Genomic DNA, 14,184 nt, shown 5'->3' with positions numbered 1-14,184 from the left:
TTTTTTATCAGCAGAGGCTAGGGATCGTTTCATGACAGTTGTGAATTTTTCAAGGGCCGGCCGTGTGCTGGCCGGTTTTTTTCTGTGCGCCGCCAGCGTGGGCGCTTCGGCCGACATCATCCTGGGCCATTCGGGTGACCTTTCGGGCACCAGCGCGGCGCTCACCACCGACTATGTGCGCGGCATGAATGCCTACTTTGACGACATCAACAAAAAGGGCGGCGTGCGCGGCGAGAAGATCAAGCTCGTGAGCCTGGACGACGGCTTCAACCCCGACAAAACCGCCGAGAACACCAAGGCGCTGATCGAGCAGAACGCCGTGGCCCTTGTGGGTTTCCGCGGCACGGCCAATATGCTCAAGATCGTGCCCATCGTGCAGGGCGCCGGCATTGCCCAGATCGGTAACACCAGCGGCGCCAAGTCGCTGCGCGACCCTTATGTGCCCAATGTGTTCCACGTGCGCGCCAGCACCACCGACGAGATCGAGGCTGCCGTCAACCACGCCTGGACCATAGGCATCAACAAGATCGCCGTCGCCTACCAGGACGACGCTTTCGGCAAGGAAGGCCTGGACGCGCTCATTGCCGCCATGCAAAAGCGCGGCGCGGCGCCCGCCGCCGTGGCCCCGGTGCCGCGCGGCACGGTGGACGTGGCCAAGGCGGTGGACGTGATCGCCGCCGCCCAGCCGCAGGCCGTGATGCTGATCGCCCAGGCCAAGCCCAATGCCGCCTTCATCAAGGCCTACAAGGCCAAGGGCGTGAGCGCGCAGTTCATGGTGCTCAGCGTCTCCTCGGGCCTGCATGCCGAGCTGAAAGAGCCGACCGCCGGCACCATCGTCTCGCAGGTCGTGCCTTACCCCTTTACCGAACTCGGTAACGCCGTCGTGAAGGAATACCAGACCGTGATCCAGGGAACTGCCGACAAGAAATTCAGCTACAACAGCATGGAAGGTTTCCTCAACGCCAAGCTGGTGGTGCGCGCGCTGCAGAAGACCGCTGCGCCCATCACGCGTGCCAAGCTCATCAGCACGCTGGAGACCTTCACCAATGAAGACCTGGGCGGCTTCGCGCTGACCTACAGCAAGCAGAGCAACCTGGGCTCTCGCTTTGTCAATTTGACGATGATCCGGGCTGACGGCACTTTCGCCCGGTAAGGCTTTTTAAGCCGCAGGCGGCGGCGTCTTGGGCTCAAAATCGCACCAGGGCGCCACCGCGCACTGCCAGCACAGCGGCTTGCGCGCCAGGCACACATAGCGCCCGTGCAGGATCAGCCAGTGGTGCGCGTCCACCAGGTAGTCAGTGGGCACGCGCTTGAGCAGGTTCATCTCGACTTCCAGCGGGTTCTTGCCGGGCGCCAGGCCCGTGCGGTTGCTCACGCGGAAGATGTGGGTGTCCACCGCCATCACCGCCTCGCCGAAGGCCGAGTTCAGCACCACATTGGCCGTCTTGCGGCCCACGCCGGGCAGGGCTTCCAGCGCCTCGCGCGTGCGCGGCACCTGGCCGCCGTGCTGCTTCACCAATATCTCGCAGGTCGCCAGCAGGTTTTTTGCCTTGGTGCGGTACAGCCCTATGGTGCGTATATACGACTCCAGGCCCTCTAGCCCCAAATCGAGGATGGCCTGCGGCGTGTTGGCCACCGGGTAGAGCTTGCGCGTGGCCTTGTTCACGCTGACATCGGTCGCCTGCGCGCTCAGCAGCACGGCGGCCAGCAGTTCGAACACGCTGGTGTATTCGAGCTCGGTCACCGGCATGGGGTTGGCGGCCTTGAGCGTGGCGAAGAAGGGGGCGATGGCTTCTTTTTTCATGCCCCGCAGTGTATCGGGGTGTCCCGGCCTGCGCCGGCCGGTGCTGTTCAGGCCGCCATGCGCGGCACGTCCCACACCGAACTGGGCGGCTCGCCGGCGCGCTGGAGCTGCTCCTGCACCGCTCGCCAGATGAAGGGGCATTCGTCGGGTCTGGCGGTGCCGGCCACGATATAGGCCAGATGGGCTTCCGCGGCCATGGCCTGCATGCGCTGGTGCGTCTCGGCATTGGGCGCGATGCCCAGCAAGGCCGGCGTGGCCGGCAGGTTTTCGCAGGCGGCCATCATGCGGCTCATCAACGCATCGTCGAATTTGGGCGAGCCGGAAAACAGCATCACAAAATACGGCCAGTCGGGCAGGAAGGCGCGGCGCAGGCCGTGGGTCAGGCCGTTGCGCGCCACGGCGATCATGCGGCAGGGATGGCCGCCTTCCATGAACTCCACATATTCGCTGCTGCCGTCCATGTCCTGCTCACCCGCGAAGCGCCGCTTGGCCACCGTCCCGCCGGTGCGTTGCGCCAGCCAGCCGACCATGGCGAAGGCCTCGTTGCCGCCGGCCGCGCAGATGCCGACGCGGTGGAAGGCTTCGGGGTCGGCCAGTCCCTGCGCCTGCGGCAGCTGCATGGGCGCCGACAGGCGCCGCAACACGGAGGAGGGCGCGTACTGCACGCCTTTTTCAAACTGCTCGCGCAGCGCCATCACGCGGCGGCCGAACTGCACGGCCGACTCGGTGGCCTGCGACATCACCATGGACCAGGGCGTGGGCAGAATGCGCCGGCCCCGGCTGCTGTGCAGGGTATGCAGCGAGTGGTGGCGCGGGTCGCCGGCCAGGCGCAGCAGCAGGGCACGCAGCTCGGGCGACGGGCCCTCGGCCCAATGCACGAACCAGCCGCTCTGGTAATGCAGGATGGCGTGTATGCCGTCCGCGGCGTTATAGGGCAGGGAGTGCGCGCGTATGTCCTCCATTTGCGCGTAGATGCCCTCCTTGATGTGGCAGATACTGGCCGTCACCACACGCTCGACTTCCGGCTGTCCAGGGGGCGCGGCATAGGGCGCAATGCTGTTCACCATGGGACCATCCTGCCCGATAAGCAAAAACCCCGTCAATGCCTGCCCCCAAAAGCCGCGGGTAAATAGTGGCAAAAATGCCTCTTGAAAAGGATCGCAACACTTTCTTGCAACTCGGCGCGGGTGATGTGTGCATGATGCAGCGCCGCTGCAGTGGCGCGCCGGGCCAATGGCGATTCGCGCGCCACGGGTGATTACGGGGGCGGTGCCGGCCCGAACTGCTTTAGCATCGCAGCCATGAAAGCTCACACTCTTTTACGACTGCTGGCCGCCTCTTTGGCCGCCGCATTGCTCGCCAGCTGCACCGCCGCGCCCGGCACGGTGGCCGACGCCGCGCCGCGCCCCAAGCTGGTGGTCTTCCTGGTCGTCGACGGCCTGCCGCAGCGCCAGGTGCTGGACTACCGCGACCAGCTCGCGCCCGACGGCTTCGCGCGCTTCCTGGACCGCGGCGCCTGGTTCGCCAACGCGCATTACGGCCATGCCTTCACCGTCACCGCGGCCGGCCATGCCACCATGCTCACCGGCGCCTATCCGCATCGCACCGGCATCATAGGCAACGACTGGCGCGACCCCGTCACCGCCGAGCCCGTCTACTGCACCGGCGATACCTCGGCCACCTATATCGGCCACGCCACCAACGCCCTGGACGGAACCAGCCCGAAAAACCTCAAAGCCGAAACCGTGGGTGACGTGCTGCGGCGCGTCGACAGCCGCTCCAAGGTCATAGGCATCTCGGGCAAAGACCGCGGCGCCATCCTGCCGGCCGGCAAGACCGGCATCGCCTATATGTATATGGGCGCCACCGGGCAGTTCGCCTCCAGCACGCATTACATGGCGGCGCACCCGGCCTGGGTCGACCGCTACAACGCCGGCAAGCCGGCCGACCGCTACTTCAAGGCCGAGTGGAAGGCCTTGCTGCCCGAGGCCGCGTACGCGCGCTCGCTGCCCGACCAGCAGCCCTGGTACGGCCCCGCGGGCGGCGGGTTGCCGGCGATGTTCGGGGCCAAGGAGGACAGCGCGCCCGGCCCGCGCTTTTACGGCTCGCTGCTGCGCGGCCCCTTTGTCGATGCGATGTCGCTGGAATTCGCGCGCGCCGCCATTGCCGGCGAGCAACTGGGCCAGGACGACATTCCCGACATCCTGTCGGTGAGCCTTTCAGGCCACGACTATGTGAACCACGCCTTCAGCGCCGAGTCGCGCCTCTCGCACGACCACCTGCTGCAGCTGGATCGTTTGCTGCAGGCCTTCTTCCAGGACTTGGACGCGCGCATCGGCAAGGACAACTACATCGCCGTGCTCACCGCCGACCACGGCTTCATGCCCGCGCCCGAGTACAACGCCAGCCAGGGCCGCGAGTCCGGCCGCGTCAACAGCAGCCAGCTGCTGGGCCGCGTCAATGCCGGGCTTGAAAAACGCTTTGGCCCGGGCAAATGGGCCGCGGGCTTTTCAGGCTCCAGCGTGCTGCTCGACAAACAGCTCATCGCGCAAAAGCAGGCCAGCGCCGACGCCCTGGCCGAGGAAGCCCGCGCGCTGCTGATGGCCGAGCCCGGTTTTGCCGCGGCCTACACGCGACGCGAACTGCAAAGCGGCAGCCGCGCCGGCGCACCTTTCTTTGAGCAGATCCGCAAATCCTGGCATGCCGAGGTTTCGGGCGACGTGCAGTATTCGCTCAAGCCCGGCTGGATGTTCGGCAACACGGTCGCCACGCATGGCTCGCCCCACCCGTATGACACGCAGGTGCCCATCCTGATGTACGGCCCGGCCTGGGTCAAAGCCGGCCGCATCGACGCGCGCGTGGAAGTCGTGGACATCGCGCCCACGCTGTCGCGCGTGCTGCGCATCGCGCCGCCTTCGTCGGCCGAAGGCAAGCTCCTGCCCTTGCCGGGGCTGTAGAAAAAAGAAGCGGCAGGGCGCTCAGCCGCTTTTTTTCGCGCCGCGTCTGCGCGCCGGTGCCATGCCGTTGCCCGATTCGCGAACGGCGGCGATCAGCTGCGCGGTGAAGTCCAGCACCAGCGGCGCCAGCGTCTGCCCCTCCAGCGACAGCACCTGCAGCACACGCTGGCGCAGTTCCGGCTCGGCAAAAGGCACGGCCACCAGCTGGCCCTGGCGTATCAGGTGCGCGGCCGTCAGGTAGCCCGACAGCATGATGTCGTCGCCGCGCGTGCTGGGCAGCAGTGCCGACGAAAAATTGCTGACCACCGAGGCCTGGTACTGCAGGCCCTGGACGCTGGCCACCATGTCAAAGAGCTGGCGCCCCGTCATGCCCTTGGCGCTGATGCCCAGCGGGTATTTCACGACATTCGCCACCGTCACCGCGCGGGCCCGCGCCAGCGGGTGCGTGGGCAGCATCAGCGCGTACATGGGCGCGGTGGCCGCATGCCGCACCGTCATGCCTTTTTCCGGCGCCATGGTGTACTTGAGCGCCACGTCGGTTTCGCCTTGCAGCAGCAGGCGGCTGACCGCTTCGGGCGAGCCCACGCTGAGCTCGATCAGCGCCTCGGGGTGGCTGCGCCTGAAGCCCGTCATCACCTCCGGCATGAAACCCGTGGCGAAACCCTCGGTGCAGGCCACGCGCACACGCCGCGCGCTGTAGCCGGCCAGGCCGCGCACCTGTTCCATCACGCGTTCGGCGTCGTCGCTGCCCGCGCGCGCATAGGCCATCAGGCGCTCGCCCGCATCGGTGGGCACCATGCCGCGCGCCCTGCGCTCGAACAGCGCGCAGCCCAGTTGGTCTTCCAGCTTGCCGACCTGGCGGCTCACGGCCGAGGCCGCCACATGCAGCTGCGCCGCGGCCTGGCTGACTGAGCCGGTGCGTGCCACCTCAAGGAAGTAGCGGATCTGCGTGCTGAAAAAAGTGGTTTTCATGCGAAGGCGGCTGGGAGGGGCAGGGTGCTTGAATTCATACTTTGCCAAAAAGGCAAAGCTCTGTTGCGATATCTCTCATTGTAGTAAATCCTGATTCTTCCTACATTTGGTTTCATGACGCGCCCATGAGGCGTCCATGACACGCTCAAGACCGCGCGCCCCTTTTTGAGAACGATGAAACATGCTGAGATCCGACTGCCTTGATGCCGCTGCGGCCTGGTTTGACGAAGGCCATTTTTTTGACGTGCTGCAAAGGCGCGTTGCCCTGCGCACCGAAAGCGACAGCGGCAAACCCAACCCCGCGCTGGGCGACTACCTGCGCGGCGAAATGACCGACTCCCTGCGCGCGCTCGGCTTTGCCTGCAGCGTCCTGCCCAATCCCGTCGAGGGCGCCGGCCCTTTCCTGGTTGCGCGGCGCGTCGAAGACACGGCGCTGCCCACCGTGCTGACCTACGGCCACGGCGACGTGGTCAGCGGCCAGGAAGGGCGCTGGCGCGAAGGGCTGCAGCCCTGGGAACTGGTGCGTGAAGGCGAGCGCTGGTACGGCCGCGGCACCGCCGACAACAAGGGCCAGCACACCGTCAACCTGGGCGCGCTGGCCAGCGTGATCAAGGCGCGCGGCGGGCGTCTGGGCTACAACGTCACGCTGCTGCTCGAGATGGGCGAAGAGGCCGCCTCGCCGGGCCTGCACGCCTTTTGTGAAAGCCATCGGGCCCAGCTCAAGGCCGACCTGCTGATTGCCTGCGACGGCCCGCGCGTGCATGCCGACAAGCCCACCTTGTTCCTGGGCTCGCGCGGCGCGATCAATTTCAGCCTGCGCCTGCGCGCCCGCGACAAGGCCTACCACTCGGGCAACTGGGGCGGGGCGCTGCTGAATCCGGCCACCGTGCTGGCCAGCGCCGTGGCCTCGCTGGTCGATGCGCGGGGCCGCATCCTGGTGCCGGCCCTCAAGCCGCGCGCGCTGCCCCTGTTGGTGCGCCGCGCGCTGGCCGATGTGGACATCGGCGGCGGCGAGGACGACCCGCTGCCCGACGCCCACTGGGGCGAGCCCGGCCTCAGCACGGCCGAACGCCTGATCGGCTGGAACACCCTCGAAGTGCTGGCGTTGGGCGCCGGCTCGCCGCAGCGCCCCGTCAATGCGATTCCCGGCGAAGCCGTCGCCCATTGCCAGCTACGCTTTGTGGTCGGCACGCCTTACCAGGACCTTGCCGCCATCCTGCGCAAGCACCTGGACCGCCATGGCTTCAACCGGGTCGAGGTGGAGATCACGCTCACGGGCGCGGCCACGCGCCTGGACCTGGACCACCCCTGGGTGGGCTGGGCGCAGCGCTCCATAGGGCAGAGCAGCGGCAAGCCGGTCGTTACCTTGCCCAACCTGGCCGGCTCCCTGCCCAACGATGTCTTCGCCGACCTGCTGGGCCTGCCCACCTTGTGGGTGCCGCACTCTTACCCGGCCTGCGCCCAGCACGCGCCCGACGAACACCTGCTGGCGCCCGTCGCCCGCGAAGGCCTGCGCATCATGGCCGGCCTGTATTGGGACCTGGGGGAGCCCGCCGGGCTGCCCTGGCACGCCGCGCCGGCCGCCACCTGAGTTGTTTTTGTCCTGATTGCCCCCTCACTGGAGTTGCCCATGCCTTCCCCCATGCCTTCCCCGCTTTCTGCCTCACGCCGGTCCCTGCTTCACGCGGCCCTTCTGGTGGCCGCCTGTTGCGCACTCGCGTTTCCCGGCCTGTCGCAAGCACAGGCCTGGCCCGCCAAGCCGATCAAGCTGGTCGTTCCCTTTCCGCCGGGCGGCGGCACCGACGTGGCGGCCCGCATCATCGGCGAGCGGCTCAGCGCCCGCCTGGGCCAGCCCGTGATCATTGACAACAAGCCCGGCGCCTCCACCGCCATCGGCGTGGTCATGGTCAGCGCGGCCGAGCCCGACGGCTACACCTTGCTGTTCTCCGGCTCCAGCAGCTACACCGTCAACCCCGCGGTGCGCAGCAAGCTGGGCTACGACCCCTTCAAGCAGCTCTCGCCCATTGCCATGGTCACGCGCGCGCCGCTGGTGTTGGTGACCTCCGCCACCGGGCCCTACAAAACCCTCAAAGACGCGCTGGCCAAAGCCAAGGCCAGCCCGGGTACCGTAACCTATGCCACCTTCGGCACCGGCTCGGCGCCGCACCTGGCCGGCGAGCTGCTGGCCGACGCCGCTGGCGTCAAGTTCTCCGCCGTTCCCTACAAGGGCAGCGCCGAGGCCGACATCGGTGTGGCGCGCGGCGACATCGCCCTGGGCATAGACACCATGGCGGCGGTGAACCCCCTGGTGCAGTCCGGCAAGTTGCGCGTCCTCGCGGTCATCAGCGAAAAACGTTCTGCCCTGATGCCGACCGTGCCTTCTTATGGCGAACTGCAGCTGACGCCGGCGCTGCTCGACGCCTGGTACGCCGTAGCCGCGCCTGCGGGCGTTTCACCGGCCGTGCGCAGCCAGGTGCTGCAGGCGCTCACGGCCGTGATCGCCGAGCCCGAAGTCAGGAAGAAGCTCCAGCAGCAGTCCATGGAGCCGGCCTTGCTGGGCCCGCAGGCGCTGCGCGACGTGATGGATTCCGAGATCACGCGTTACCGCGCCCTGGTGGCGCGCGCCAATATCCGGATCGATTGATTCCTCAGGGCGCGGCCACGGCCTCACGAAGGGCGGAGTCGATGTCGGCCCGCCTCTTGAAGACCAAGGCGCCCTGGTCCTTGATGCCGTACTCCGAGGCGATGGCCATCGGGTCCACGGTGGTCAGCCAGACGGCGCCGTCTTTTTCCCAGGCGGCGGCACGCAGCGGCAGGGCCATCACCGCGGCTGGGTTGGACTGCATCAGCGGCGTGCCGGCGGCGGGGTTGCCGAAGATGAGTTCTTCGGTCGGCGCGAGCTGGAGCCCGGCGTCCTGCGCGGCGCGGCCATGGTTGATGTGCGCGATGATGGCGTTGCCCCGCGCGCGCAGGATTTTTTCAAGCCGGTCCATGGTCTCCTTCACCGTAAAAGGGCTTTGCTGCACCCGCAGCCTGGCGGTCGCCAGCGGTGGGCCCAGGCGCGCGTCATAAGCCCCGGCGATGCGGCGTGCGAGCTGCGTGAGGTCCACGCCCTCCTTGTTGGCCAGCAGTGTCACGCACAGAAGCTCGGACGCATCGGTGAAACGGCTCAGCAGCGAAGAGAAGCCGGCGCCGTCACCCGTCGTCACCATCAGGCCCTTGTGCCCCGGGAAATACCACGGCCCCGAAGACACCCCGCCTTCGGGCGCGGCATAAATCCATTTACGCAGCGCCGGTGACGCGATCAAAATTTCGCCGGCCAGGCCCACGTCCCACAGCGACACATCAAGCGCCGAGGCGTAGATGCGCAGGCCCGCAGGCACGGCGACCGCATCGCCTGCGGCATAACCCGTGGCCGGCTCGCTGGGGTTGATCAGCGCCGGGGTTTTCAGAAAGGCGCTGTGCGGCCTGGCATCTTTTTCCCAGGCCAGCGAGGCAAGGGCGCTGCCGAAAGTGGTGTGCTTCAGTCCCAGGCGCTCGATCTGATTCACGCGGATGTGGTCTTCGGCCGATTGGCCGCTGGCCTGCGCGACCAGGGGCGCCAGCCATTGCGACGTCGTGTTGCCCCCGCGTATGGCTTGCCCCACGGTAAGGCCCGCGGGAGCGCCCGGCACAAAGCGCGAGACCGCATCGTCAAGGCCAAGCTTGTTGGCCTCCACCAATTGCAGTATGGCAACGGAAAGGTAGGCATTCGCCATCTGGCCGATGTCGAACATGGTGTTCGACGCCGAGAGCCGGCGCGAGGCGACATCGCTGAGCCCATAGCCCGTCATTCGCGTGATGTAGGGCGCCTGCACAATCGCCACCGCCATGCCCGAAATCCCCTGTTCGGCCATGAAGCCGGAGATCATCTGGTCTATCGATTGCCCGGCGTAGGCCACATCGGGATTGCCGCGCTGCGCCCAGGCGCTGGAATGGCTTGCCGCCAACAGCAAGCCGGCGAGAAACATTTTTTGCAGCGAACAAACAAGCTTGTGCATGGCGGCGCCCCCCGTAGTTTTGCGGGAGTATGGCACGCGCCGCCAGGCAATGGCGCTACAGGGCTCTTACGGGCACGCAGAGCCAGCAGCTGAAGTTTCCTGTTTTCGGGTCCATCACAAAGTCTTCTTCATACAGTTCCAGCGCCGGGTTGTTGTCCGGCTGGTAACCGCTTTGCGGCAGCCACTCGGCGAACATGTGCGTCCAGGCTTCGTGCACCTCATTGCCAGGCTTGCCGGTGAAGCGCCCGCAGGCATAGCGCCCGCCGCCAAAGTTCTGCACGCCTATTTCGCCCTGCGGCTTGAAGGCTTCATCGACTTCTATGCAGGCGTCGTAGCGGCACTTGTCGGCCGGCGTGATCTCGGGGTTGTCCTGGCTGATCCCGTACATCTTGCGGCGCGGGTTCATATAGCCGTTCTGGCCGCACCAGGCGGCAAAGCGCTGCCACAGCTGCGCCACGCCGTCGCCGTAAGGCCCGGTGTTGCGCATATAGGCCAGGCGCATGGGAGGAAGGGTTTTGAGTTCAATGTGCATGGCAAGGGTTCTTTCGGATGAAGGGACCGGCCCGGCGGGCCAGAGGGTTCTATCTTTAAACAACGCCATGATGGATTCTTGATTCGGCTTGTGATTGCCTTGATGAATCTTGCTAAGTTCAATCTGCCGGTGCGTCGCCCACTCGCGCCAGCCCCCGCGCCGCCACGCTGTGGGCGTCGTGCCGAAGTGGGTGCGAAAGGCACGGCTGAAGACTTCCGCTGAAGCAAAACCCGTGTCGAGCGCTATCTGCAACGCGGTCTGCGGCGTAAAAATCAGGCGCTGGGCGGCGGCCTCCAGCCGAAGGCGGCGCACGCAGTCGGCCAGGGTTTCGCCCGTTACCGCCTGGAACACGCGATGGAAGTGCCAGGGCGAAAAATACGCCACGCCGGCCAGCGCTTGTAAATCCAGCGTGCCTGCCAGGTTGGCGCTGATGTGGTCCACCACCCGGTTGATGCGGGCGATGTAGGTGCTGCGGGCCGCGGGGTTGGAAAGAAGCTCTGCCATCGATGTCAGTCCAGTTCAGCCACGAATTCTTCGGCCTGCGCCAGCATGCCTTCGCGTATGGCCGTGAATACGGGCATGGGGAAATCCGGCGGCAACTGCGCCGCCACGCGCTCCAGCGCATCGGGCACCTGCAGCACCAGCGCCACCATCTGGTCGAAGGCGCCCGGCACGCCGCTTTGCCGCGCCAGGGCCTCCCAGTGGCGAGTGCGGATTTCGTGCAAGTGGTAGTGCGTATTCTTGTTGCGCAAGGCCATGGCAAGTTTGGCGCGGCGTGGGCTCACCTGGTTGGGGCCGTTGCCGATGATGGGCCAGGCCGACAGCACGTCATACAGCGGTGTCATGCGAAAGCCGCCGCCGCGCTCCAGGAAGATCGAAAAATTCTTGGCGTGGCCGTCAGTGGCGGCCATGATCCAGAAGGCCAGCAAGGCCTTGACGAACACCAGCTTGTCGGCAGCAGCCTGGCTGCTTCTGTCAAGCTGGCGCAAGATCGTTCGTACGCCGGGTCCTCCGTCCGATTCGTACTTCATGGCGCCCGACACGCCCAGCGCCTGGCAAAAGTCTTCCTGCGGCAGCCGCGCCAGCCAGGGCGGGCGGCCGGGCGGGGTTTCGGGGGCGCGGTCAAAACGTTCCACCACCAGCACCTTGCGTCGCCCGAAGGTCGCGATCTCGCACGCCGCCACCGGCAAGCCCAGCCGGCCCAGAATCCGAGCGCACAGCCATTCGTTTTCGACGGAGGTCTGCATGTCTGCCCGCATGTTGCCCACCAGGCCCAGCGGCAGCTTGACGATGTGCGTTGTGGGGGTGGCGCCCAGGGGCCGGCACCATAGCCCTTCATGCCAGAGCAGGGCGGTTTTTTCCTGCGCACCGGCAATCGAGATACGAAAATCGTCTTCCTGCTGCTGGCCCAGCGCACGTCCGGCCGTGACCGCGTTGTCGATGGCTTGCTCCACGCCTGCCTCGTCCAGGGGCTGTGCCTCAATGCGGTCAAAGCCCTCTGGCTCCATCCCCGGCGGCAGCAACTGCACCGCGCCCACGCAGTCGCGTCCGACGGCGGCCAACAGCTCAAATGCATTCGTGCTGCCGGTGGCGAACTTGTCGCGCAGCCGCCTGCGGATGGCGTCGCTGTCGGGCAGCAGGTTGTCAAAAAAGTTATTCACCACCTCACCGCGATGCGGCAGATTCCCTGGCATAAAAGGCAAGGAAAGCGACAGGGGACGCGAAGCAGGGGACGCCAGCCACTGTTCGTCGTACTGGAAGCGATGTTCACCATCGGTAATGGACCAGTTGCCAAGGGGCTCTCCATTGGCCCACACTGCCAGCGTGTTGGCGCCTGGACTGGTACGGGGGCGGCGGAAGGTCACCATGGTGCTGGCCCGCCTACCATTTCGGCGCATAAGGGGCGGGCTCGTCTTCTGCCACGCGATGCCGGGGAGCTTCTTGAATCACAAGGCTGCAGCCCATGGCCGAAACCATGCGCGCGATCTGGTCGTAGGCCGTGACTTCAGGCGCGGCCTCTATGCGCGCGATGCGCTTCTGGCTGACGCCCAGCATTTCGCCCAGCTGGGTCTGGGTCAGTTTGCGTGCCTGGCGCAGCGTTCGCAACATGGTGCGCAGTTGCTGGGGCGTGTCTACCGGATAGGTCACATTGCTCACAATACACCTCAAAAGTAGTTAAGCAATAATACTCCTGAAGTGTAGTTAAATCAAATAACTCCTTTTAAGTAGTTAATTCGCACCCAGCGCGTGCATGCCACCCAGCATTAACCAGGATGCCGGTTTGTTGTCATGATTAACCCGCCTTGCGAATCGTGCCCTGCGCCGCGGCGCACAGCGTGCGCTCCCCGCCGCGCAGCACAAAGATGTCGCAACGGCATACGGCCTGGGTCTTGCCGCTGCCCACCACCGTGGCCACGGCCAGCAGGCGTTCGGCATCCCTGGCCGGCCGCAGGTAGTTGATCTTGAACTCGGCCGTCACCGAATCGCCCAGCACCGAGCCGCCCGCGAAGGTCAGCGCGTTGTCCGCTAAATAAGACAGCACGCCGCCGTGCACAAAGCCATGCTGCTGCAGCAAGCCGGGCACTACGGGCACCGACAGCTCCGCGCTACCGGGCGCAAAGGCATCGAGCCGCGCGTCCAGCAGCGCGCTGAAGGGCTGCCGGCTCAGTACGTCGCGGCCGAAGGACAGGAGCTCAGCGGGCATGCTGCCCCCGCGCAAACGGCGGTGCGGGCCGCCGGCGGCCGCCCGAGGCCAGCCAGCGCAGCAGGCGCACGCGCGTCGTCCACGGCACGGGCCGGGGCTCCAGGCCCAGTGAGAGCTGCGCCTGCGACAGCACGTCTTCCACGCAGACGTCGTGCAGCGGCCCAATCACCAGCGGCCAGTAGAGCAGGGCGGGGCCGCGCGCCCGCATCTCGATGCGGTGCTCCAGCACGCAGTGCGCGGGTGTGGCGTCCAGCACCTCAAAGCCGTGCCAGCCCTCAAACCCCCTGGGCGCCGTCAGGCGAAAACGCACGGACTGGCCCGGTGTGTAGGCCTCCACCACATAACGGATAGGCCCATGGCCGCCCGAGGCGCCCACGGCCATGGGCCGGTCCAGCTTCATGCGCGGCCAGGCGCGCCCTGGCCACATCGCATCGGCCGGCGAGCCCAGCGAATCAATCAGCGCGCCCACCCGTTCCGGGCTCGCATGCAGCAGGCGTTGATGAACGTTCACGACTTTCATACAGACACTCCTTGTTGAATTTCTCTTGGGTAGTCGGCTCAGGCCGCCACGGCCATCCAGGCGCCATGCTCCAGCGCGGCGCGCAGCTTGGGCGCAACCGCCGGCACGGGCTGGCTGACCCAGCGCTGCGTCAGCGACATGGACGGCGAGAACACCAGCGCCATCCACACATGAAAAGGCATGGCCCGTATCTCGCCGGCTTCCACGCGCTGCTCCATCCACAGCTTCAGCGCGGCAAAGGCCTGCTCATTGGCCGTGCTGGCCTCGGCGCCATCCGTCATGTCGCCGCCGCGCCGCAAGGTGTGCAGCAGCCGCGCCTGGTCCGGGTGTTGCAGCACCCACTGGATATAGGCGCGCACCAGGCCCTTCACGCCGGCCTGGGCCGAGGCCTTGCCGGCAATCGGCTGCATCAGTGCCGTGTGGAAGCCGCGCAGCATGTGGGCATACAGCGCATCGGCCAGCAGCGCCTTGGTCGGGAAGTGGTGGTACAGGCTGCCGTTGCTCACACCGGCTTCCTGGCGCACCAAGTCCATGGAAGCGGCCGTGAAGCCCTGGGCCAGGAACACCTTGGTGGCGGCCTCCAGCAGGCGGTCGCGAGTGGAGGTTGGAGCGGAGGCGGGGGTAGCAGCGGAGTCCATGACTAGAGTATTACTCT

At 66.4% G+C, this 14,184-nt stretch carries 14 protein-coding genes; 4 read left to right on the top strand and 10 right to left on the bottom strand.

The genetic code is table 11. The annotated features are described in order from the left end of the window. The first annotated feature begins 31 nt into the window (after positions 1 to 31). On the top strand, positions 32 to 1,153 hold the full coding sequence (locus BLQ85_RS03745) for an ABC transporter substrate-binding protein (RefSeq protein ID WP_074574884.1): 1,122 nt from the start codon (positions 32 to 34) through the stop codon (positions 1,151 to 1,153). 6 nt (positions 1,154 to 1,159) lie between these two features. Here the strand turns inward: BLQ85_RS03745 and nth are convergent, their stop codons facing one another. Next, positions 1,160 to 1,804 (bottom strand): endonuclease III, encoded by a 645-nt coding sequence (gene nth / locus BLQ85_RS03740; RefSeq protein WP_074574882.1) that lies wholly within the window; start codon positions 1,802 to 1,804, stop codon positions 1,160 to 1,162. Positions 1,805 to 1,851: 47 nt separating this feature from the next. Beyond that, positions 1,852 to 2,871, bottom strand: coding sequence for a BLUF domain-containing protein (locus BLQ85_RS03735; protein ID WP_074574880.1), 1,020 nt, complete (start codon positions 2,869 to 2,871; stop codon positions 1,852 to 1,854). 234 nt (positions 2,872 to 3,105) lie between these two features. Here BLQ85_RS03735 and BLQ85_RS03730 point away from each other — a divergent pair, with 234 nt between their 5' ends. After that, positions 3,106 to 4,761 carry an alkaline phosphatase family protein gene (locus BLQ85_RS03730; protein WP_074574878.1) on the top strand — a complete coding sequence of 552 codons (1,656 nt, stop codon included), beginning with the start codon at positions 3,106 to 3,108 and terminating at the stop codon, positions 4,759 to 4,761. Between the two features lie 21 nt (positions 4,762 to 4,782). Here BLQ85_RS03730 and BLQ85_RS03725 read toward each other — a convergent pair whose 3' ends face one another. Next, entirely contained in the window at positions 4,783 to 5,733 is a 951-nt protein-coding gene (locus BLQ85_RS03725) for a LysR family transcriptional regulator (RefSeq protein ID WP_074574876.1), read from the bottom strand. Positions 5,734 to 5,914: 181 nt separating this feature from the next. On the opposite strand from BLQ85_RS03725, the gene BLQ85_RS03720 reads away from it, so the two are divergent. Then, positions 5,915 to 7,324: a M20 family metallopeptidase gene (locus BLQ85_RS03720; protein ID WP_074574874.1), complete on the top strand. Its 1,410-nt coding sequence runs from the start codon at positions 5,915 to 5,917 to the stop codon at positions 7,322 to 7,324. A 39-nt stretch (positions 7,325 to 7,363) separates the two neighbouring features. Further along, positions 7,364 to 8,377: a Bug family tripartite tricarboxylate transporter substrate binding protein gene (locus BLQ85_RS03715; RefSeq protein WP_254779678.1), complete on the top strand. Its 1,014-nt coding sequence runs from the start codon at positions 7,364 to 7,366 to the stop codon at positions 8,375 to 8,377. Between the two features lie 4 nt (positions 8,378 to 8,381). On the opposite strand, the gene BLQ85_RS03710 is transcribed toward BLQ85_RS03715, so the two are convergent. From BLQ85_RS03710 to BLQ85_RS03680, 7 genes are all read right to left on the bottom strand, one after another. Next, positions 8,382 to 9,773, bottom strand: a complete 1,392-nt coding sequence (locus BLQ85_RS03710; protein ID WP_074574872.1) for a serine hydrolase — start codon at positions 9,771 to 9,773, stop codon at positions 8,382 to 8,384. A gap of 55 nt (positions 9,774 to 9,828) precedes the next feature. Beyond that, on the bottom strand, positions 9,829 to 10,809 hold the full coding sequence (locus BLQ85_RS03705; RefSeq protein WP_074574870.1) for an AraC family transcriptional regulator: 981 nt from the start codon (positions 10,807 to 10,809) through the stop codon (positions 9,829 to 9,831). A gap of 5 nt (positions 10,810 to 10,814) precedes the next feature. Continuing rightward, positions 10,815 to 12,173 carry a type II toxin-antitoxin system HipA family toxin gene (locus BLQ85_RS03700; RefSeq protein ID WP_074574869.1) on the bottom strand — a complete coding sequence of 453 codons (1,359 nt, stop codon included), beginning with the start codon at positions 12,171 to 12,173 and terminating at the stop codon, positions 10,815 to 10,817. Between the two features lie 13 nt (positions 12,174 to 12,186). Next, a complete protein-coding gene (locus tag BLQ85_RS03695) occupies positions 12,187 to 12,462 on the bottom strand; it encodes a helix-turn-helix domain-containing protein (protein ID WP_083336725.1) in 276 nt (91 codons plus the stop codon). A gap of 136 nt (positions 12,463 to 12,598) precedes the next feature. Next, complete coding sequence (locus BLQ85_RS03690) at positions 12,599 to 13,009, bottom strand: PaaI family thioesterase (protein ID WP_074574866.1); 411 nt, start codon at positions 13,007 to 13,009, stop codon at positions 12,599 to 12,601. Then, a complete protein-coding gene (locus BLQ85_RS03685; protein WP_074574865.1) occupies positions 12,999 to 13,529 on the bottom strand; it encodes a hypothetical protein in 531 nt (176 codons plus the stop codon). The genes BLQ85_RS03690 and BLQ85_RS03685 overlap by 11 nt, the downstream gene beginning before the upstream one ends. Positions 13,530 to 13,567: 38 nt before the next feature. Next, positions 13,568 to 14,167 (bottom strand): TetR/AcrR family transcriptional regulator, encoded by a 600-nt coding sequence (locus tag BLQ85_RS03680; protein ID WP_074574863.1) that lies wholly within the window; start codon positions 14,165 to 14,167, stop codon positions 13,568 to 13,570. Between the last annotated feature and the right edge of the window lie 17 nt (positions 14,168 to 14,184).

It is taken from the genome of Polaromonas sp. JS666 (assembly GCF_900103405.1).
Lineage (GTDB): Bacteria > Pseudomonadota > Gammaproteobacteria > Burkholderiales > Burkholderiaceae_C > Polaromonas.
The sequence above is the reverse complement of the archived record's forward strand: the minus strand, read 5'-3'. Positions and strand labels throughout refer to the sequence as shown.

Coding starts and splice junctions, on each gene's coding strand:
- BLQ85_RS03715 (WP_254779678.1), top strand. CDS start 7,364: ATGCCTTCCCCCATGCCTTCCCCGCTTTCTGCCTCACGCCGGTCCCTG.
- BLQ85_RS03680 (WP_074574863.1), bottom strand. CDS start 14,167: ATGGACTCCGCTGCTACCCCCGCCTCCGCTCCAACCTCCACTCGCGAC.
- BLQ85_RS03705 (WP_074574870.1), bottom strand. CDS start 10,809: ATGGCAGAGCTTCTTTCCAACCCCGCGGCCCGCAGCACCTACATCGCC.
- BLQ85_RS03700 (WP_074574869.1), bottom strand. CDS start 12,173: ATGGTGACCTTCCGCCGCCCCCGTACCAGTCCAGGCGCCAACACGCTG.
- nth (WP_074574882.1), bottom strand. CDS start 1,804: ATGAAAAAAGAAGCCATCGCCCCCTTCTTCGCCACGCTCAAGGCCGCC.
- BLQ85_RS03690 (WP_074574866.1), bottom strand. CDS start 13,009: ATGCCCGCTGAGCTCCTGTCCTTCGGCCGCGACGTACTGAGCCGGCAG.
- BLQ85_RS03710 (WP_074574872.1), bottom strand. CDS start 9,773: ATGCACAAGCTTGTTTGTTCGCTGCAAAAAATGTTTCTCGCCGGCTTG.
- BLQ85_RS03685 (WP_074574865.1), bottom strand. CDS start 13,529: ATGAAAGTCGTGAACGTTCATCAACGCCTGCTGCATGCGAGCCCGGAA.
- BLQ85_RS03720 (WP_074574874.1), top strand. CDS start 5,915: ATGCTGAGATCCGACTGCCTTGATGCCGCTGCGGCCTGGTTTGACGAA.
- BLQ85_RS03735 (WP_074574880.1), bottom strand. CDS start 2,871: ATGGTGAACAGCATTGCGCCCTATGCCGCGCCCCCTGGACAGCCGGAA.
- BLQ85_RS03745 (WP_074574884.1), top strand. CDS start 32: ATGACAGTTGTGAATTTTTCAAGGGCCGGCCGTGTGCTGGCCGGTTTT.
- BLQ85_RS03730 (WP_074574878.1), top strand. CDS start 3,106: ATGAAAGCTCACACTCTTTTACGACTGCTGGCCGCCTCTTTGGCCGCC.
- BLQ85_RS03725 (WP_074574876.1), bottom strand. CDS start 5,733: ATGAAAACCACTTTTTTCAGCACGCAGATCCGCTACTTCCTTGAGGTG.